This window comes from Thermaerobacter sp. PB12/4term, assembly GCF_003403315.2.
Lineage (GTDB): Bacteria > Bacillota > Sulfobacillia > Thermaerobacterales > Thermaerobacteraceae > Thermaerobacter.
Genome location: NZ_CP048407.1, coordinates 496,831 through 516,056, shown reverse-complemented (window position 1 = coordinate 516,056; position 19,226 = coordinate 496,831). Strand labels below are relative to the sequence as shown.

Sequence of the window (19,226 nt, the reverse complement as noted above, 5' to 3'; positions counted from 1 at the left end):
CCGGGACGGCTACGGGATCGCGCCCCCGGCCGGATCCGGGCGTGGTGCCGTCCCGGCGGGCAGGCCGCCGGACGGTGTCCCGCCCGCCGGGAATCCACCGGCTGACGGGCCGGGCCGGGTCCCGCCGGCCGGCACGGTGCCGGCCGGCCCCTCTCCGGCCGCCTCCGGCAGGCCGGTTCCCGCCCGGCCTGCCCGGGCCAGGCGCTCCTGCCGCCGGAGCCGAGCCTCCGCCTGCAGGCGCTGCTCGTCGGGCGTCTCGGCGATGACGGCGGGCACGGGGGCCGGGCGGCCGCTGTCGTCCAGGGCCACGAAGGTGAAAAAGGCCGTCGCCGTGTGCCGCCGCTGGCCGGTGCGCAGGTTCTCGCTGTAGACGTTCACCCGCACTTCCATGGAGGTACGGCCGGCGTCCGTCACCTGGGCCTCCAGCAGGATCGCCTCGCCCACGCGGATGGGGTGCAGGAAGTCGATGCGGTCGACCGAGGCGGTGACGCAGATCCGCCGCGAGTGGCGCGCCGCCGCCAGCGCCCCGGCGATGTCCATGAGGTGCATGACCTTCCCGCCCAGGATGTTGCCGAGGGGGTTCGCATCGTTGGGCAGGACCAGTTCGGTCATTTCCACCCGGGATTCCCGGGCGGGCCGCGCCGGTGGCACGGGATCCGGATCGGGGGCCGCCGGGGGGTTCTCGGCGGCGGGCTCCGGCTGGCCGGGCTCCCCGGCCGGGTGCGCCCCCGGCAGGCCGGCTTCCCGGGTCTGGCCTGTTGCGGGATCCTGCGGCTGCTGGCCGTTCATGGGCTCACCCCGCTGCGCGGGAGGGGCCGGTCGGCCGGCCCCTCCCCCACGGTCCTGGCTCTCGTTGCCCATGATACCACGGCCTTGCCGCGATCCCACGACCTGCCCCGGTCCCGGCCACCGGCGGGCGGCAGCGATCTTCTTTGCGCCCAGTGCGACGTAACGCCCAGCTGCACCGCCGGGGCGCCTCCCTGCCCGGCCGGGCTCGGGCCTAGCGGGACTGCGGGTCGCCGGGTTCCTCCCCATCCCCCGCCACCCCGGCCTGCGGCCCGGCCGGTGCTTCCCTGGACGGGGTCGCCTGCTCGCCCGCCGCCGGTGCCCGCTTCCGCTCCTCCTCGGCCAGGACCCGGCGGAGGACCTTGCCGATGAGGCTCTTGGGCAGCTCGCTGCGGAACTCCACGGCCCGCGGCGCCTTGTACTTGGCCAGGCGCTGGCGGCAGAACTCGATGATCTCCTGCTCCGTGGCCGTCTCCCCCGGCTTGAGGACCACGTAGGCCTTGACCATCTCGCCCCGGTAGGGATCGGGCACGCCGACCACGGCGGCCTCCAGCACCTTGGGGTGCTGGTAGAGGACCTCCTCCACCTCGCGGGGGTAGACGTTGTAGCCGCCGGTGATGATCATCTCCTTCTTCCGGTCCACGATCCGGAAGAAGCCGTCCTCGTCCATGGTGGCGATGTCGCCGGTGTAGAGCCAGCCGTCCCGCAGGGTGCGCTCGGTCTCCTCGGGCCGGTTCCAGTACCCCTTCATCACCTGGGGGCCGCGGATGACGAGCTCGCCCTCCTCGCCCGGTCCCAGCACCCGGGTCCCCGTTTCGATGTCCACGATGCGGGCCTCGGTGTCGGGCAGCGGAATGCCGATGGTGCCGTTGCGCTTGCCGGGGCCCGTGGGGTTGACGTGGGTGACCGGCGAGGCCTCCGTCAGCCCGTAGCCCTCCACCAGCGAGCCGCCGGAGAGCCGCTCGAACTGCTCCTGGACCTCCAGCGGCAGGGGGGCGGCGCCGCTGACGCACGACTCGATGGACGAGAAGTCGTACCGGCGCAAGTCGGGGTGGTTCAGGATGGCCACGTACATGGTCGGCACGCCGGGGAACATGGTGGGCCGGTAGCGGGCGATGGCCTTCAGCACCTCGCCCGCGTTGAAGCGAGGCAGCAGGATCATGGTGCCCTGGATAGCGATGGCCAGGTTCATCACCGTGGTCATGCCGTAGACGTGGAAGAAGGGGATGACCCCCATGATGCGGTGGCGGGGCCCGTCGTCCACCTTGCCCTGCAGCACCCACTCCGCCGTCTGCAGGGCGTTGGCCAGCAGGTTCCGGTGGGTGAGCATGGCGGCCTTGGGCCGCCCCGTGGTGCCGCCGGTGTACTGCAGCAGGGCCACCTGATCGGGCGGCACGGACACCGGCACCGGGGGCGCCCCGCCGCCGGCCTCGCCAGCCTCGCGCAGCAGGTCCTGGAACCAGAGGACGTCATCGTTTTCGCCGATCGCCGGCCAGGTGCCGTCACGCCGGGCCTTGAGCGGGTAGAGCAGGCGGAGCAGGGCGGGCATGTACTCGTTGACCCGGGTCAGGATCACCGTCTCCAGGCGGGTCCGCGGCCGGACCTCCCGCACCGTGGGATAAGTCATGTCCAGCGCCACCAGCACCCGGCAGCCCGAGTCGTTGAGCTGGAACTCCAGCTCCGGCGCGGTGTAGAGCGGATTGTGGTTGACCACCACGCCGCCCGCCTTGAGGACGCCGTAGTAGGCGATGACGAACTGGGGGCAGTTGGGCAGCATGATGGCCACCCGGTCGCCGGGCCGGACCCCCCGCCGCACCAGGGCCCGGGCGAAGCGGTCGGCGGCGTGGTTGAGCTGGGCGTAGGTCAGGGTCCGGTTGAAGAAGATCACGGCCGGATGTTCGGGCCGTTCCCGCGCCGCCCTGTCCAGCAAGCCGTAGAGCGGCATCGGGGGATAGTCCAGGCGATGCCGCACCCCCTCAGGATAGAAACGCAGCCAGGGGAACTCCCCCGCCTGGGCTTGTCCCGCCGGGGTCCCCGTTCCCGCCAGGGATTCCGCCACGGTACTCCCCTCCCTGGCCCCCAGCCTCTCCGCTTCTCCTGGCCGGGGGCGTTGCACGCACCTGCAGAGCGACCGGCCGGGCCGCCGGCCGGACCGGCTAAGGCTAATCGCCCGCAGCCTGCCGGGCCTCTCCTCCTGCGGCGGCACCGGCGGGATCGGCCAGCGCTTCGTCCACCAGCTCGACGAAGTCCCGCACGCGCACGCCGCGTTCTTCCGCGCCGGCCACGGCCTTGACGCCCGTCTCCATCATCGCCAGGCAGAAGGGGCAGCCGGTGACCACCACATCCGCTCCGGTGCCCACGGCCTCCTCCGCCCGGTTGCGGTTGATCTTGCCGCCGGACTTGTCCTCGTACCACATGTGGGCGCCGCCCGCCCCGCAGCAGAAGCTGCGCTCCCGCGACCGCCGCATCTCCAGCCGCTGGGCTCCCAGGCCGTCCAGCACCTGGCGGGGCGCGTCGTAGACGTCGTTGTAGCGCCCGAGGTAGCAGGGGTCGTGATAGGTGACCTGCAGCGAGCGGTGCAGCTCGCGGGCCAGCTCCAGCTTGCCCTCCTCCATCAGCTTGAACACCAGCTCGCTGTGGTGGATCACCTCATAGTGGCCGCCGAAGCGCTTGTACTCGTGCTTGAGCTGCTGGAGGCAGTGGGGGCAGTGGGTGACGATGCGCTTGACCTTGTAGCCGTTCAGGGTCTCGACGTTGGCCCGGGCCAGCATCTCGTAGTGGTACTCGTTGCCGCTGCGCCGGGCGGGGTCGCCGGTGCACTGTTCTTCCGGACCCAGGACGGCGAACTTGATGCCGGCCCGGTCCATCACCCGGGCCAGGGCCCGGGCCACCTTCTGCACCCGCTCGTCGAACGCGCCGGCGCAGCCGACCCAGTAGAGGTACTCGATGTCCTCGGGGTCGTCCAGCTCCGCCATGGTCTTGACCGGCAGGTCCTTGTACCAGTCGGTACGGTCGGCGGTGGCACCCCGGTAGGGGTGCTGGCGCGTCTCCAGGCTCTCCATGGCGCTGGCCAGGGTCTCGGGCATCTCCGCCTTCTCCATGGCCAGGTAACGGCGCATCTCCAGGATGGTGGGCACGTGCTCGATGAAGACCGGGCACGCCTGCTCGCAGGCGCGGCAGGTGGTGCAGGCCCACAGGGTCTCTTCCTTGATCACGCCGCCCGCCAGGATCGGCAGGTGCTCGACGATGCTGTCATAGGTCTCCTGATCGCCGGCCAGCTGGGCCGCCTTGGCACGCAGCAAATCGTCCCGGTAGGCCCGTACGTGATCGCGCAGGTCCAGGATCACCCGCTTGGGCGACAGGGGCTTGCCTTCGGCAAAGGCGGGGCAGGCGGCTTCGCAGCGGCCGCACTCGGTGCAGGCGTCCAGGTCCAGCAGCTGCTTCCAGGTCAGGTCCAGCGCCGTCCGGGCCCCCAGGCTGGCCGTCTCGTCCTCCAGGTCCATGGGCTTGGGCTCGCCCTTGGCGTCCAGGTTGCTGAAGAAGATGTTCAGCGGCCCCGTCACCAGGTGGAAGGCCTTACTGTACGGAAGCGCAGCCAGCCAGGCGTGCCAGGTCAGCATGTGCAGCAGCCAGGTCCCGGCATGGACCGCCCGCAGGGCGCCCTCCGCCGGCAGGAGGGCCGCCAGGGCCAGGCCCGTCAGGTAGCCGAAGGGTGACCAGAGGGCCCAGGGATCGGCCGTCACCACCAGCCGGATCCCCTCCAGGACGAACCCGGTCACCATGATGACGAGAAGCCCCAGGAGCAGCAGGAAGTCGGCCCGCTTGCCCTTCTCCAGCTGGCCCGGCCGCATCACGTACCGCCGCCAGAAGAACACGGCCAGGCCCACCGTGGCCAGGGCGCCGAACACGTCCAGGGTCAGGCTGTGGAAGTAGAGATAGAACCGGCCCCGCAGGATGGGGATGCCCAGGTCGTGGTGGATCATCACCACCAGGGTGCCGATGAACAGCACGATGAAGGCGAAAAACAGCAGCGCGTGGGCAATGCCCGGCAGCCGCTCCTTGAGCAGCCGCCCCTGGCCCAGCCCGTGGATCAGGACGCGGCGCAGGCGCTGCCCGGGGCGATCCCACCGCACCTCGGGCTTGCCCGCCATCCAGGTGCGCACCCGCTGCCAGGCACCGTAGGCCATCACCGCCAGGGCCACGGTCATGCTGATGTACATGACCCACACGAAGCTGTGGGGAACGTTCCACTGGACCTGGCGGGTCGCCTCGGCGACGGCAGGCATCGCCTCCGGCATGCTCCTTCCCCCCTCGCTCCTTGCCGCCACCCGCAAGCCGGGAGGCGGTCCGGCCCCGGGCGGCGGTAGCGCCGCCCGGGCACCGGGATCCGGGCCGGCATCAACCGGCCTTGAGCTTGCGCACTTCCTCGATCAGGTGCGGCAGAACCTTCTGATACTCCATCGGCACCCCCAGGCGCGCCACCTCAAAGATCGGCGCCTCGGGATCCTTGTTGATGGCCACCACGGTCTTGGCGCCGGCGATGCCGGCCAGGTGCTGGCTGGCGCCGGAGATGCCGATGGCGATGTAAAGGTCCGGCGCCACGATCTTGCCGGTCTGGCCCACCTGCCGCTCCGGCGGCGCCCAGCCCTCGTCCACCGCCGCCAGGGAGGCGCCCACCGCGCCGCCCAGCAGCCGGGCCAGTTCCTCCAGATCCTTGAAGGGTTCGGGACCGCCCAGGCCGCGCCCGCCCGAGACGATGACCCGGGCTTCCTCCAGGCGCACGCCGCCTTCGTCGGCGGCCCGCACCTCCACCCGGCGCAGCGGCCGGTCGGTGCCGGTGAGGGGCAGCTCCTCCACCTCCGCCGGGGACGAACCGGCCTTTTCCGCCGCCGGGAAGGACCCCGGCCGCACCGTGGCCACCTGGGGCGACTTCTTCAGCACCACGTCGGCCACGGCCTTGCCACCGAACACCGGCCGCGACCACACGATGCGGTCCCCGTCCCGCCGGGCCTCGATCACGTCGGTCACCGCAGCACCCCCCAGCCGGGCCGCCAGCCGCGGAGCCACCTCCCGGCCGCGGGGGTCAGCCGGCAACAGGACCACCTGGGGCTGGAGGCTCTGGCAGGCCGCCGCCAGGGTCGCCACGTACGCCTCGCCGCCGTAGCTCTCCAGGTCCCCGTCGGCGGCGTAGGCCCGGGCACCGTAGGCGCCGGCCTCCGCCGCCGCCTCGCGGGCGCCGGGTCCCAGCACGGCCACGGCCACGGGACCGTCGCCGGCCAGCTGCCGGGCGCCACCCAGGAGCTCGGCGGTCCCCTGGGTCAGGCCCTTTCCGTTCCACTGGACCACCAGGATCATGGCATGTCCTCCTCCCAAGGGCGGTTCAGAGCACCTTCAGTTCCCGCAGCCGCCGCACCAGGGTCGCGGCCACCTCCGCCGGATCGTCGCCCTGGATCATCTCGCACTCGGTCTTGCGCTCCGGGATGCGCAGCGCCAGCACCTCGCTGGCCGCCTCGCCGGCCAGGGCCCCCTGGTCCAGCCCCAGATCGGCCAGGGTCCACTGGTCGATGGGCTTGCGGTTGGCCATCATCACGTCGCGCACCTTGGGCAGGCGCAGGACGTTGCTGTCGTCGTTGGTCACCGTCACCACCAGGGGTAGGGAGGCTTCCAGCACCTCGCGCCCTCCCGGTGCCTCCCGCACCAGCCGCAGGCCGCCGCCGGCCGGTTCCACCTGCTGGACCAGGGCGGCGCAGGGCCAGCCCAGTTCCTCCGCCAGCAAATACCCCACCTGGCCCTGGTCCCAGTCGCCCGCCTGGCGCCCGGCCAGGACCAGGTCCACCGAGCCCGCCTGGCGCACCGCCGCCGCCAGCACCCGCGCGGTGGTGGCCGCGTCGGGCAGGTCGAGGCCGCCCAGGTCGACCCGCACGGCCCGGTCCGCCTTGAGGGCCAGGGCCTTGCGCAGCCCGTCGGTGGCCTCGGCGCCGCCGGCGCTGATCACCGTCACCGAGTCCGCCGCGCCCTTGTCCTTGAGCTGCAGCGCCAGCTCCAGGGCATTCTGGTCAAAGGGGTTGATCACCACCGGCGCGTCGCCCCGCTCGGGACGGCGCCCGTCGGCCGCCACCCGGAACTTCCGCGCCGGCAGCTCCGGGTCGAGGATGGGCTTGAGCAGCACCACCACGTTCCAACCCATCCGGCTTCCCCACCTTTCCCTGGGGTTGTCAAAGGGTTTCGGCCACGGCCCGCCTCAGGGCGACCGGCCGGGCGTCCGGGCCTCGCGCCCCGCCCCGTCCGGCGCCAGCAGGCCGTGCAGGATCACCTCAACGAACTGGTCGCCGATCTGCCGCGGCGTCAGCCGGCCGTCGGCGCTGTACCACCGGTACATCCAGTTGCAAGCACCGAGGATCGCCAGGCAGGCCGCGCCGGGGTCGACCGGCCGCAGCTCGCCGGCGGCCACCCCGCGCGCGATGAGCTCCGTGAGCCGCCGCGTGTACCGGCCCGTCTCGCCGCGGACCTTCTCCGCGTGCTCGGGCGGCAGGGCGTGGGACTCGCGGAACAGCACCGTCAGCGTCTCCTGGTGCTCGGCCACCACCCTGACGTGGGCGCGGATCGCCGCCGCCAGCTGCTGGGCAACGCTGCCCCCCGCCGCCTCGATGCGGTCCAGCTCGGCGTGGAAGAGCCGCATGGTCTCGCCGGCGATCTGCAGCAGGAGCGCCTCCTTGCTGCGGATGTAGTGGTAGAGGGACGCCTTCTGCAGGCCCACCGCCTCGGCGATGTCCTGCATGGTGGTGGCGTAGTAGCCCTTCTGGCGGAACAACTTGCGCGCCGCGTCCAGGATCTCCTGCTCCCGGCTGGCCATGCCGTCGCCTCCTGCGCTGCCCCGTCCCGCGCCGCAGCGGGGCTTCAGCCCGCCCGCAGCGGTGGCCCCAGGCCCCCTCCCGGCGGGCGCCCCGACCGACCGTTCGGTCGGGGCGGGGGCATAAAAAAGGGCGGCGCGGACGGGCTCAGGACGAACGCGGCCCGCGGGCCGCCCGCCTGCCATCCGGACGCCCGCCCTGTGCGGCGGGTGTTACAGGGATTCGGCGCGCCCGGCCCGTTTCCTCCCCGGCCGCGGCGGGCCGCCCTGGGGGATCCTTGGGGTGCCGCTAGTCGCTTCCAGCCCCCTGCCCCTGCCCGGCCTGGTCCTCCTGCGCATCCTGGCCCGCCTGGCCGTCTTCCTGGCCGCTGGCCTTGCCCTCTTCCACCGGCTTCTCCAGGGCAGGCAGCACCTGATCTTCCAGGTAGGACAGGTCGTCGGGGTCCAGCCGGTACACCCACGGCCCCTCGCTGGTCATCACGAAGCGGCCGCCTTCCTCCGCCGGGGCGCCCACCCGGATCTCCAGCCACGGTGCCGCCTGCTGCCCCGGCGCCGGCTGGAACTCCAGGCGAATCCGGCCGTAGGGCTCCGCCAGGCCGTACCGCCGCTGGGCGGCGGGTTCGTCCCCCTGGTCGCCGGCGAAGCCGGCCGCGCGCCACTGGTGCAGGGCAAACCAGAGCTCCGACAGCTGGCTGCCGTCCTGCTTGCCCACCGCCCGGCCGTCCCGCTCCATCGACCAGCTGGTGCCCCCTTCCTCGCGCACGAACACCAGCCGCCGCCCGTTCCAGTCGACTTCCACCCGCCGGACCCGCTCGTCGTTGAAGGGGAGGAACATGGTTTCCCGCAGCTGGCTGGGGGGCAGCTGCAGGGTGTCCGCTACCCCCGGGGCGATGAGGTACACCTGGCGGCCGCCCTCAAGGCGCGCGTAGGTGCCGCCGCCCGTCAGGGGGCTCCGGGCCCCCAGCTCCAGCACGCGGGTCTCGGCCTGGCCGGCAAAGCGGACCGTGACCCGGGTGGCCGGCCGGTCCAGGCCGTACTGGGCCAGCTCGCCTTCGGAGACGTCCTCGGCCACCACCCGCTGGGCCACCAGCCGGCGCAGGCTGTCGGCAATGGTGGTAGCGTATTCGTCGGCCACGGGGTACGGGCCCGGCTGGTGGATCCACCAGCGGCGACTGGACAACAGGCCGTCGATGGTATCCGCGGCCACCGGCCCCTGGCCAGCAAAGGGCCGGTCGGGCGACACCACCAGCTCCGGCGGCGGGCCCGGACGCAGGACGATCCGGCCGTCCTCGCCCTCGATCACCACCTCGCGCACCGCGGCATCGCCGGCCTCCCACACGACGGCCGTCTCGCCCTCACCGGCCTCCCCGTCGCCGGGCTGCCGGTCCCGGGTGGCCCAGGCGTACACCGCCAGGCCGGCCGCCACCACCAGCAGGAACAGCCCCAGGAAGCCCTGCTGAACCGGCCCGCGGCGGCGACTGCGGCGGCTCATGCGTGCCGCCTCCTCCACCAGATGCCGAGCCCCACCAGCGCCACCAGGGCCGGGAAGCCCAGCACCAGGCCGTAGAAGATGCCCACCACAGCGCCGGGGGTCAGGACGATGGGCGTGGACGCCAGCTCCTTGGGCCGGATGGTCAGCCGCTCTTCGGACCCCACCAGCCAGTTGACGGCGTTGACCACGAAGTCCCGGTTGCCAGGCACCCGGTCCAGGTAGTCATTGGCGACGAAGGCGGCACTGCCGACCACCACCGCCACCGGGCGCGGGCCGCCGGCCGGCTCCGCAGCCCCCGATTCCGCAGCCGCCCCTTGCCCGGCGGTTCCTGAGGCGGCCTCCTGATCGCCGGCGCCGCCCTCTTGCCCGTTCCCACCGGTACCGGCCGTCCCCTGGCCCAGCTCGCCTTCCACCGCCAGGGCCAGCGCCAGCGGGCCGGGCCGGTCCTGGCTGTCCTGCCGGACGGCTTGGGCCCGCAGATCCGTCTCGCCCCACGCTGCGTCGCTGGTGTGGAGCAGCTCGGTGGTGGTCAGCTGGGTGTCCTCCCTGGGCGCCAGGCTGCGGCTGCCGGGAAGGACCAGCACCAGGTCGCCCCGCTGCAGGGGGTCTACGATGGGATGGCTGCCCAGCAGCGGCATGGGCGATAGGGGATCCTGCCCCAGGAAGGCCCGCTCCGGGTCGACCACCACGTCCGCCGCGGCGTCGACCCCGACCGTCGCCAGCAGCCGTTCCAGCTGCTCCAGGCGCGGCTGGTTGGGCACCGGGCCGTAGAGGACCAGCAGCCGCCCGCCGCGCCGGACGTACTCCTCCAGGCGCTGGCGTTCTTCCTCGAGAAGATCGCGGGTGGGACCGGCGATGGCCACCACGGCGGCGTCGGCGGGCACCTCGCCCTTCTGGGCCAGGTTGAGGGTCTCCACGGCCAGCGCCTCACCCTCCAGCAACCGGCCCAGGGTCGCCAGCTCCCCGCCGGGCGTGCCCTCGCCGTGGCCCGTCAGGAAGTACACCTTCTTGCCGCCGCGGCCCGTCAGATCCAGGAGGGCGCGAGTGATGGCCTGCTCCGCGCGGATCTCCAGGCCGCCGCCCGCACCGTAACCGAACAGGCTGAGCGGGTCGATCTTGCGGTAGTCGTCGCCCGACTCCACCACCACGGTGTTGTAGGTGTCCACCTCGTACCGGCGGGCCGTGGCGGGTTCCCGCTCCGGGTCGACCACCTCAAGCCGGATCCGGTCCGAGTTCCGGTCGTACAGCTCCAGGATGCGGCGCAGGGTGTCGCCCTCGGCCGATCCGGACTGGAGGAACCCGTAGAGGGTGACGTCCTGATCGAGCTCGCTCAAGACCTGGTGGGTTGAAGGCGAGAGGGAGTAGATCTTTTGCGCCGTCGCATCGTACCGCCACGAGTAGCGGGCGGCAAACACGTTGGCCAGCACCAGAAGGGCCAGGACGGCCACCGTCAGGACGGCCGTGTTCGTCCCCCGCCACAGGACCCGGCGGCGATGGGCATCGGCCCGTTCGGCCATAGGCGGTCCTCCTCAGCCAGTGCTCATGAACGTCGTGGTACTCCGCAGCACGTCATGCTGCTCCGCAGCGAAGCCGCCGCGCTTCGCGCCACGCTCCGCATCCTGCCGGGCGGGCCGCACCCGGCCTGCCCGCGGCAGATCCGGCCGCCGGCGCGTCCCGGCGGCCGCCGGCCGGCCCAGGACCCGCCGTCAAGCGGCCCAGGTGCGCCGCTCCACGTTGCGCACGGCCAGGAACAAAAAACCGGCAATCAGCGTGACGAAATAGACCAGGCGCCGGGTGTCCAGCACCCCGTTGATGAAGTCGCTCAGGTTCTCCCAGACCGACGCAGCGCGCAGCACGTCGCCGGTGGTCCCGCCGACGGAGCCGGCGGCCCAGTCCAGCATGTAGAGGGCCAGAAGGATGCCAAAGCCGGCCACGGCGGCGATCACCTGGCTGTCGCTCAGGGTCGAGGCCAGAACGCCCGCGGCGGCAAAGGTGGCGGCCACCAGCCACACACCCAGATAGCCGACCAGCAGCATGGGCCACTCCACCCCGCCGTAGGCGGCGGTGACGGCCGGGTAGATCCCCGTCACCAGCAGGAGGACGGTCAGCAGGGTCAGCACGGCCAGAAACTTGGCCAGCACCGCCTGGTTCAGGGTGATGGGCGAGGTCAGCAGCAGTTCCGCGGTGCCCCGTTGCTGCTCCTCGGCCCAGGAGCGCATGGTCAGCGCGGGCACCACGAACAGCAGCAGCACCACCATGTGGTCGAGCAGAAAGCGCAGGTCGGGCGCCTGAAAGCTGGCCACCACGGCCAGGTAGTACCAGCCCGTCAGGGCCAGGAAGACGGCGGCCACCACCCACCACAGGGGGGACAGCCAGAAGGACAGCACGTCCTTGCGCCACAGGGCCAGAAGCCCGTGCCAGCCCACGGCCCTCACCTCCTGGCGGCGCCTGCGGCCGGGCGGCGACCCCGCCGGTCGCCGGCGGCCGCCCCGCCCCTCCCTTGCTCGCCCGGGGCGGAAGGCGCCGGTTCGTCGGTCACCAGCTGCATGAAGATGTCTTCCAGGGTCATCTCCAGGGGGCGCATCTCCAGGATGGGCCAGCGCTCAGCGGCCATGGCGTAGAAGATCGGCTCGCGCACGTCCCGGCCCCGCGCCGTCACCTCCAGCCGGACCACCGCTTCGGGTTCCGGCCCCGGCTCACCCGGCCCGGTTCCCGCCCCGGCCGGTGCCGGGGCCGCCGCCCGGTGGTCGGGCTCCAGCAGCCGCACGGCTTCCACGCCGTCCAGCTCGCGCAACCGGCGGGCCACCGCCTCGGCCGGTCCCTTGACGGCCAGCCGCAGGGCCGTTCCGCCCTGGAGCGCCCGGGTCAGGCCTTCCGGCGTGTCCTGGGCCACCAGGCGGCCCCGGTTCATGATGAGCACCCGCTGGCAGGTCTGGCGCACTTCCGGCAGGATGTGGGAGCTCAGGATCACCGTGTGCTCCCCGGCCAGGTCGCGGATCAGCTGGCGCACCTCCACGATCTGGGCAGGATCCAGGCCCACGGTGGGCTCGTCCAGGATCAGCACGTCGGGCTTGCCCACCAGGGCCTGGGCCAGGCCGACCCGCTGCCGGTAACCCCGGGACAGGTTGCCGATGAGGCGCTTCCACACGTGGGCGACGCCGGTGCGCTCGGCCGCTTCCAGGGCCTCCGCCCGCCGCCGGGGCCGGGGCACGCCCTTGAGGGCCGCGACGAACAGCAGGTAGGACTCCACCGTCATGTCGGGGTAGACCGGCGGATTCTCCGGCAAGTAGCCTACCCGCCGCTTGACTTCCAGGGGTTCTTCCCAGGTGTCGAACCCGGCCACCCGGATGGTGCCGGCGCTGGGCGGCATGTACCCCGTGATGAGGCGCATGGTGGTCGTCTTGCCGGCGCCGTTGGGCCCCAGCAAGCCGACGATCTCGCCCCGCTGGACGGTGAAGGTCAAATCCGTCACCGCCCGGTGCTCGCCGAAACGCTTGCTCACGCGGGAAACCTCGATCATGGCAACCCTCACTCCCTCCGGGCAACCCGGCTGCCGCGAAACAGTATAGCATTGGCCCCCGCAACCCCGCGGGGCGCGGCAGGAGCCAAATGTAAAGGATTTGTTAACGGGCAGGACCGGCTCCCCGGTTCGCCGGGGAGGGCTCCGCGGGGGTTCACCGCGAGACGGGGACCCGCAGGGTTACCGCAGGGAGGGGGCCGGCGGGGCGGACAGGAGTCCTTCTTCCGCGCGGCCGGGACCGGCCGGGTCAGGACCAAAAGGCGGCGGGTCAAACCGCCCGGCCAAGACGGGTCCCGGGGGCACCAGGGGGCGGAAGGCGGGATCCGCCTCGCCGGCGGGCAGGGGCGAGAGCAACTCGCCCAGGGGCACGATGGCAAGGCCGCGCCGCTGGAGGCCCTGGACCATGGCGGGCAGGGCCTGGACCGTCACCGCCGTGGGGTGCATCAGGATGAGGTCGCCGGGCTGGGCCTGGGTCACGATGCGGCGGGCCATGGCCTCGGGAGCCGGTTTCATCCAGTCCACCGTATCCAGGCTCCAGTAGATCAACCGCACGCCGGCCGCGGCCGCCGCCTGCTCCACGGCGGCGGTGCGCACCCCCCGGTGGGTGCTGTAGAAGCGGATGGACGCCGGGTCGACACCCGCCGCCCGGGCCACCGCCTCCGCGCCGCGGCGCAGGTCGGCCAGCACGGTCTCGGCGGGTGCCCCTTCCAGGTCGAGGGCATCGGAGTAGCCGTGGTTGCCCAGCTCGTGGCCGCCCCGCGCCATGGCCGCCACCAGGTCGGGATGGGATTCGGCCCAGCGCCCCACCGGGAAGAAGGTCACCCGGGCGCCGCCCTGGGCAAGGGCATCCAGCATGGCGGGCAGATACTCCTCGCCCCAGGCCACGTTGACCAGGAAGGTGACGACCTGCTTGCGGCGGTTGCCGTGGTAGACGGGCCCGGCGGGGAAGTCGTCCAGGTCTTGCCGGGGCGGGAGGGCCCGGAAGGCCAGGTCGACCCGGCTGCCCCGGGGCGCCCGCAGAATGGCCTCCAGGCTGGCGGGGACGTCCAGGGCCAGGCCGGCGGCGCCGGGAATGACCGCCCGGTTGGCCGGATCCAGGCGGGCATCCTCAGGCGGCATGGCCACCTGCCCGGCCAGGCCGGCCAGCCAGGACTCCACCTGCTGCCGGGGCCAGCCGCCCACGGCCACCGGCCCGACCCACACATCCGGCGCGACCCGGGCGGGCAAGCCGTCGCTGCGGCCGCTCCACGGCAGCAGCCGGAAAGGGGACCAGCCCGCCTTTCCCAGCGCCATGGCCGCCGCGATGAGCAGGATCCACCCCGCCGCCCACCACCACCGCCGGGCCCCTGCGGGTCCCCGCCGGCCACGCCCACCTGCCGCCATAGGCCACGCTCCCCTGGATGGCCGGCCGGTTGTCCGGCCGGCGCCGGGCGGGCCGGCTGCCCGGACCGGTCGCCACCGCTGCGGGCCGGTCCCGCCTCTGAACCCGGTCGCCGGATCCGGAGACGGGACCCACCCGCCGGATCATCTCGCCGGACCGGCCGGCCCGGTGGGGCGCTGGATCCGGGCCCTGCCTCCTGGGCCGGGCCGGCCTCTCTTCCCGCCCACTCCGAGCCTATGGGCCGGGGGACTGCAGCATGAGTGGGATCCGGGCGGTGACGGTGCCCGTGGCCGACGTGTCGAAACCGCCCAGAGCGGCCAGCTGGCGGCGCACCCAGGCGTCCCCCAGGCTTCCCAGGAGGGCCTGCACCGCCGGTTCGTCCAGGGTCGAGCGCAGGAAGACCAGATCGTAGGCCACGGACCGGAGGGGGATGAAGTCGAGCCCGTAGGCGGCCGCCACGGCGGCGGTGGTGACGCCGGCGTGGGCCTGGCCCCGGGCCACGGCCCGGGCCACCTCCAGATGGTCCGCGGCCTGCCGGCCGAAGCCCGCCACCGCCGCCGGGGGAATCCCGGCGGCCGCCAGGCTCTGCTCCAGCAGCGCCCGGCACCCGGCCCCCGGCTCCCGGTTGACCACCACCACGCCGGGGCGGGCCAGGTCGGCGGCGCCCCGCAGGCCCAGGGGGTTGCCCGGCGCCACCACCAGGCCCTCCTCCCACACCCCCAACCGGATGACCACGGCCTCCAGGCCCTCCAGCACCGCCCGGATCAGGGGCAGGTTGTCGGGCTCGCCGGCGGACCCGGCCAGGTGGACCCCTGCCCCATGGACCATCCCCGCCCGCAACAGCTCCAGCGCCTGCCGGCTGTTGGCCGGGATGCGGTGCAGGGTCACCCCGTGCCGGCCCGGCGCCAGGGCGCGGGACCACAGGGAGAGCTCGGGAGCGCAGCCGGCGATGAGGACGCTCCGGGCCAGGTCGCCGGGGTGTTCCAGCAGGGCGGCCCGCCACCGGCCACTCGCTCCGGGGCCCGGGGCCGGTCCTTCACGGGCGGGCGCCAGCAGACGGGCCCCGGCCGGCACCAGCCCCGGGGTGAAGGCGCCGTCGCCCTGGAGCAGGTGGCCCACCCAGCGCCCGCCCACCCGCCCCACCAGAATCCGGGCGCCGCCCCTGGACTTGACCTGCCCCTCACCCCGGTCCTGGCGGGGGGTGGCCAGGGCCAGGGCCGTGGCCGGTGCCAGCTCGACCACCACCTCGGGTGCCGGCTCGTCGAGGTGGAACAGGTCTTCCACCCGGCAGCCCAGGGCGCGGGCCAGGCGCATGGCCACGGCCAGCGAGGGGGTCATCCGCCCGGCCTCGATGGCGCCGATGGCCTGGCGAGACACGCCGGCGCGCACCGCCAGCTCCTGCTGGCTGAGCCCCAGGCGCCGGCGGGCCTCCCGCAGGCGGCTGGCGACGCCCTCCCGGCCTGGCCTGGCCCGGCCGCGGGCGTCCTGGCGGGCCCCGCGGCCGCGGCGCCCCGGGGACCCTCCACCCGGCTCCGGCGGGCCCCCGGGCCGGTGAAGGGGCCGGCGGGAAGGCCGGTCCGGATGATCCCGCCGGTCCCGCCGGCCGTTCATGACCGGGCCCTCCTTCCCGGTGGCGCGGAGAGCCTTCCCGCCATTCCCGCTCCCGGAACGGGAAACCCCGGCCCTCCGGGCCGCCGCCAGCGGTACCCGGCCCCCAGGGAGAGGGCCGCCACGGCCGTCAGCAGCAGCGCCAAGCGGCCGGCCAGGTCGTCCCGCCCGGCCTGGACGGCGCTGTAGATGGCCAGGGGCAAGGTCTGGGTTCGCCCCGGGATGTTCCCCGCCACCATCAGGGTGGCGCCGAACTCGCCCAGGGCGCGGGTAAAGGCCAGCAGCACCCCGGTGGCCACCCCGGGCCAGGCCAGGGGCAGGATCACGTGCCGGATCAGGGCCCAGCCCACCGCCCCGTCGATGGCGGCGGCCTCCCGCACCTCGGGCGGGATCTCCTCCAGGGCTGCCCGGGCCGGCTGGACGAAGAGGGGCAGGGCCAGGACCGCCGCCGCCAGCACGGCCGCCGCCGGCGTGAAGATCAGGGTGCTGCCCAGCAGGTGCCGGCTGAGCCAGCCCAGCGGCCCCCGGTAACCCAGAAGCTCCAGCAGGTAGAACCCAAGGACCGTGGGCGGCAGGGCCAGGGGCAGGGTCACCAGCACGTCAACCAGCGTCCGGCCTTTCCAGCCCGGCCGGGACAGGGAGACGGCCAGGGGGAGCCCCACGGCCACCACCAGGGCGGTGGCCGCCGTGACCACCAGCAGCGAGACTTGCAGCGCCTGGATGCCGTCGACCACCCGCCGGCTTCCTCCCCGGACCCCGGTGCTCCGGTGCACCGGGCTCCCGCCCGTTTCCGCACCCTGCTTCCCGGCCGCCAGGCAAGCGCTCTGGGGCCCGAGGCACGGTCCAGACCTCGCCGGCCCGGCGGCATCACCCTTGGCCTCACGATCACCCGGGGAGAACCCCGCCCCCCACGGGGCCCCGCCTGGCCGTGCCGGCCTCAGGGTGGCGGCGCAAAGCCGTGTTCGTCCAGGATGGCCCGCACCTCGGGCCCCAGGAGGAAGTCCGCGAAGACCCGGGCCGCCTGGGGCTGGGGGGCGCTGCGCGGGATGACCAGGGGGTAGACGATAGGATCGTGGCTGCCGGGCGGTGCTTCGGCGACCACCCGAACCCCCGGGGCCGTGGCGGCGTCCGTCGCGTAGACGATCCCCGCGTCGGCGGCTCCGGCGGCCACATGGTGCAGCACCTGGCGCACGTCCTGATCCAGGACCAGCCGGGAGGCCACCGCCGGCCAGAGCCCCAGGTGTTCCAGCACCTGCCGGCCGTACTGCCCCGCCGGCACGTGGGCCGGGTCGCCCAGCGCCACCCGGCGGACCTGGTCCCCCGCCAGGTCCGCCCAGCTGCGGACCGGTGTCCCGGGCCCGGCCGGTCCCGGGCCCGCGGGGGCCACCAGCACCAGGCGGTTGCCCGCCAGCACCCGCACGTCGCCGGGTGCCGCCAGGCCGGCCCGGATCAGGCGGTCCACCGGCGGGCGCCCCGCCGCCACCAGGAGGTCAACCGGGGCCCCCGCCTCCACCTGGGCCGCCAGGGCCCCCGACGAGCCAAAGTGGAATCGCACCCGGATCCCGGGATGAACCCAGCCGAAGGCGGCGGCCGCTTCCTCCATGACCTCCTGGAGCGAGGCCGCCGCCGCCACCAGGATCTCCGTGCCGCCGGCCGGGCCGTCCCCCGGGCCGGCGGGTGGCCCGGGCGGCCCACCTTGCGGGCTGGCATGGGAGCCGGCCGGTTCCTCCCGGGAGGATGCCGGCACCGCAGCGCCGGCTCCGGGCCCGACATGCCCGTCCCGGGGCACCCCTCCCCCGCCGCAGCCGCCCAGCCCGGCCGCCACCAGCACAAGGACCAGGCCGGCAAGGACGCGGGCACCCAGGTTCGCCCCCTGCCGCCAGCGCCGGCGTCCGGCGTGCCGTAGGGGAAGCGGGCCCGCTGCGCGGCAAGTTCCCGGAGCGGAATCCTGCATGGCCTGCACGGCTCCTCCCGCCCCGGCGCCCCGCCCCCGGACCTGGGGATGGACCCCGGACCTGCGGGTGGACCCGCGAGGGGGGTGCGGTGCTGGGGCTTGCGGGTTGGGGATCGTAGTTCCCCGCGAGGGGCGCAATTCCTGTTGGCAAATCGCCAGTTTGCATTGCCCCCCCGCCAGTGCCCCTTGCCAGTACCCCTTGCCAGACCTCTGGCCAGTCCCTCGGGCCGGCGCCTCTCGAGAGGGGTGCCTTGAGAACGGGGTGCCTCCGGCCGGCTGCCTCCGGCCGCTGCCTCCGGCCCCGGGTGACCGTGCCTCTGGCGAGCCGGCAGGACGGCGAAGAAGAAAAGGTGCAGCGGCCCTGGCAGCCGCTGCACCCTCTCCTTTTTTCCCGGCCCCGCCTCCCGGGTCTACCACAGCCGGCCCACCCGGTCACAGCCGCGGCCGGGCGGGCCGGCCTTACCCCTCACCCAGCTTGGCCAGGATCGCCTTCATGTAGGCCGGCAGGTCGTCGGGCGTCCGCGAGGTCACCAGGTTCCCGTCGACCACCACGGGCTCGTCCACCCACTCGCAGCCGGCGTTGCGCATATCGTCGCGAATGGCCCGGACGCTGGTGGCCCGCCGGCCGCGCAGCACGTCGGCCGAGACCAGCATCCAGCCGGCATGGCAGATGGCCGCCACCAGCTTGCCCTGATCGTGAATCTCCCGGACGAACCGGACCATCCGCTCGTCCCGGCGCATCTTATCCGGCGCGTAGCCGCCGGGGATCACCACGCCGTCGTAGTCTTCCGGCCGGACCTCGGCGATGGACTTCACCGCCTTGGCCGGGTAGTGGTGCTTGCTAGTGTAGGCCCGCTCCCGCTCGCTGCCGATCAGGTCGACCTGATGACCCGCCTCCAGCAGGCGATAGTAGGGGTACCAGAGCTCAAGGTCCTCGTACATGTCGTCGACCAGGATGGCGATGCGCTTGGCCACACTTACCACCCCCGCTCTCATGGTGGGTTCACCGGAGGCGGGAATCAAGCTGGCCCATCAGCGGCGACGCCGCGCCAAGCCAACGGCGACCCCCGCCACCAAGACACCGAGGGACGCCGCGCCGATCGCCACCACCGACGCACCAGGCCCGCGTGGCGAACGGGGGGCCGCTCCGATCTCGGGGGGCGGGGCAGGAGCTGGGGCTGGAGACGCCGGCTGCCGAGCCTCCGGTCCGCCGGCGCCCGCCACGGAAAACCGAATGGTCCCTTGGGTGACGTGCCCGTCCTGAGCCAGCACCTTCCACTCCAGCGTGTAGTCACCGGGAGCCAGTGGGGGGACGCTGAGTCGCAGTCCCCGGTCGCCCTCCGCCGACTGGCGCGTGCCGGCCACCTCCTGACCAGCCGCATCGAGCAGTCGCAGGGTGCTCACACCGGTTTCGATGGGTTCGGTGAAACGCACCCACAGGGTCTCGGGCGCCTCGGTCAGCCGCTCGTTCTCCTTGGGAAACGACGCCACAGCGAAGGCATGCGCGCCCACCGGCCGCGCCCAGCTACCGACAACGCCCAGTAGAACGAGCACGGACAGCGCCGCCGTTGCGACCCGACCAACTGCGCTCCCGAAGCCTCCCACTCCATCCCGAGGCATCTTTCCCATAGCAGC

The 19,226-nt window shown here is 73.6% G+C and carries 16 protein-coding genes; all 16 read right to left on the bottom strand.

Going from position 1 to position 19,226, the window contains the following annotated elements:
- Nucleotides 1-9: 9 nt before the first annotated feature.
- Nucleotides 10-789, bottom strand: a complete 780-nt coding sequence (locus DYI95_RS02150) for an acyl-CoA thioesterase (RefSeq protein ID WP_243149801.1) — start codon at nt 787-789, stop codon at nt 10-12.
- Nucleotides 790-1,000: 211 nt separating this feature from the next.
- The gene (locus tag DYI95_RS02145) at nt 1,001-2,845 is read right to left on the bottom strand and encodes a long-chain fatty acid--CoA ligase (RefSeq protein ID WP_116901036.1); all 1,845 of its coding nucleotides are present in this window, start codon (nt 2,843-2,845) and stop codon (nt 1,001-1,003) included.
- A 103-nt stretch (nt 2,846-2,948) separates the two neighbouring features.
- The gene (locus DYI95_RS02140) at nt 2,949-5,084 is read right to left on the bottom strand and encodes a (Fe-S)-binding protein (RefSeq protein WP_116901037.1); all 2,136 of its coding nucleotides are present in this window, start codon (nt 5,082-5,084) and stop codon (nt 2,949-2,951) included.
- A 100-nt stretch (nt 5,085-5,184) separates the two neighbouring features.
- Entirely contained in the window at nt 5,185-6,141 is a 957-nt protein-coding gene (locus DYI95_RS02135; RefSeq protein ID WP_116901038.1) for an electron transfer flavoprotein subunit alpha/FixB family protein, read from the bottom strand.
- A 25-nt stretch (nt 6,142-6,166) separates the two neighbouring features.
- Entirely contained in the window at nt 6,167-6,973 is an 807-nt protein-coding gene (locus tag DYI95_RS02130) for an electron transfer flavoprotein subunit beta/FixA family protein (protein ID WP_116901039.1), read from the bottom strand.
- Nucleotides 6,974-7,027: 54 nt separating this feature from the next.
- Nucleotides 7,028-7,639: a TetR/AcrR family transcriptional regulator gene (locus DYI95_RS02125; RefSeq protein WP_116901040.1), complete on the bottom strand. Its 612-nt coding sequence runs from the start codon at nt 7,637-7,639 to the stop codon at nt 7,028-7,030.
- A 286-nt stretch (nt 7,640-7,925) separates the two neighbouring features.
- Nucleotides 7,926-9,128 carry a DUF4340 domain-containing protein gene (locus tag DYI95_RS02120; protein WP_116901041.1) on the bottom strand — a complete coding sequence of 401 codons (1,203 nt, stop codon included), beginning with the start codon at nt 9,126-9,128 and terminating at the stop codon, nt 7,926-7,928.
- Nucleotides 9,125-10,645 carry a GldG family protein gene (locus DYI95_RS02115; RefSeq protein WP_116901042.1) on the bottom strand — a complete coding sequence of 507 codons (1,521 nt, stop codon included), beginning with the start codon at nt 10,643-10,645 and terminating at the stop codon, nt 9,125-9,127. The genes DYI95_RS02120 and DYI95_RS02115 overlap by 4 nt, the downstream gene beginning before the upstream one ends.
- A 189-nt stretch (nt 10,646-10,834) precedes the next feature.
- Nucleotides 10,835-11,554 carry an ABC transporter permease gene (locus DYI95_RS02110; RefSeq protein WP_006904372.1) on the bottom strand — a complete coding sequence of 240 codons (720 nt, stop codon included), beginning with the start codon at nt 11,552-11,554 and terminating at the stop codon, nt 10,835-10,837.
- A gap of 5 nt (nt 11,555-11,559) precedes the next feature.
- Nucleotides 11,560-12,630 (bottom strand): ABC transporter ATP-binding protein, encoded by a 1,071-nt coding sequence (locus DYI95_RS12905; protein WP_305849867.1) that lies wholly within the window; start codon nt 12,628-12,630, stop codon nt 11,560-11,562.
- 198 nt (nt 12,631-12,828) lie between these two features.
- Nucleotides 12,829-14,031, bottom strand: a complete 1,203-nt coding sequence (locus DYI95_RS12135; RefSeq protein ID WP_116901044.1) for a polysaccharide deacetylase family protein — start codon at nt 14,029-14,031, stop codon at nt 12,829-12,831.
- A gap of 232 nt (nt 14,032-14,263) precedes the next feature.
- Entirely contained in the window at nt 14,264-15,640 is a 1,377-nt protein-coding gene (locus tag DYI95_RS02095; RefSeq protein ID WP_116901045.1) for a substrate-binding domain-containing protein, read from the bottom strand.
- On the bottom strand, nt 15,637-16,371 hold the full coding sequence (gene modB, locus DYI95_RS02090; protein WP_116901046.1) for a molybdate ABC transporter permease subunit: 735 nt from the start codon (nt 16,369-16,371) through the stop codon (nt 15,637-15,639). Before modB ends, DYI95_RS02095 begins: the two co-directional genes overlap by 4 nt.
- A gap of 203 nt (nt 16,372-16,574) precedes the next feature.
- Nucleotides 16,575-17,384: a molybdate ABC transporter substrate-binding protein gene (modA, locus tag DYI95_RS02085; protein ID WP_243149800.1), complete on the bottom strand. Its 810-nt coding sequence runs from the start codon at nt 17,382-17,384 to the stop codon at nt 16,575-16,577.
- Nucleotides 17,385-18,050: 666 nt separating this feature from the next.
- Nucleotides 18,051-18,566, bottom strand: a complete 516-nt coding sequence (locus DYI95_RS02080; RefSeq protein WP_243149799.1) for a type 1 glutamine amidotransferase domain-containing protein — start codon at nt 18,564-18,566, stop codon at nt 18,051-18,053.
- 57 nt (nt 18,567-18,623) lie between these two features.
- Complete coding sequence (locus tag DYI95_RS02075; protein ID WP_158556075.1) at nt 18,624-19,082, bottom strand: copper resistance CopC family protein; 459 nt, start codon at nt 19,080-19,082, stop codon at nt 18,624-18,626.
- Nucleotides 19,083-19,226: the final 144 nt, after the last annotated feature.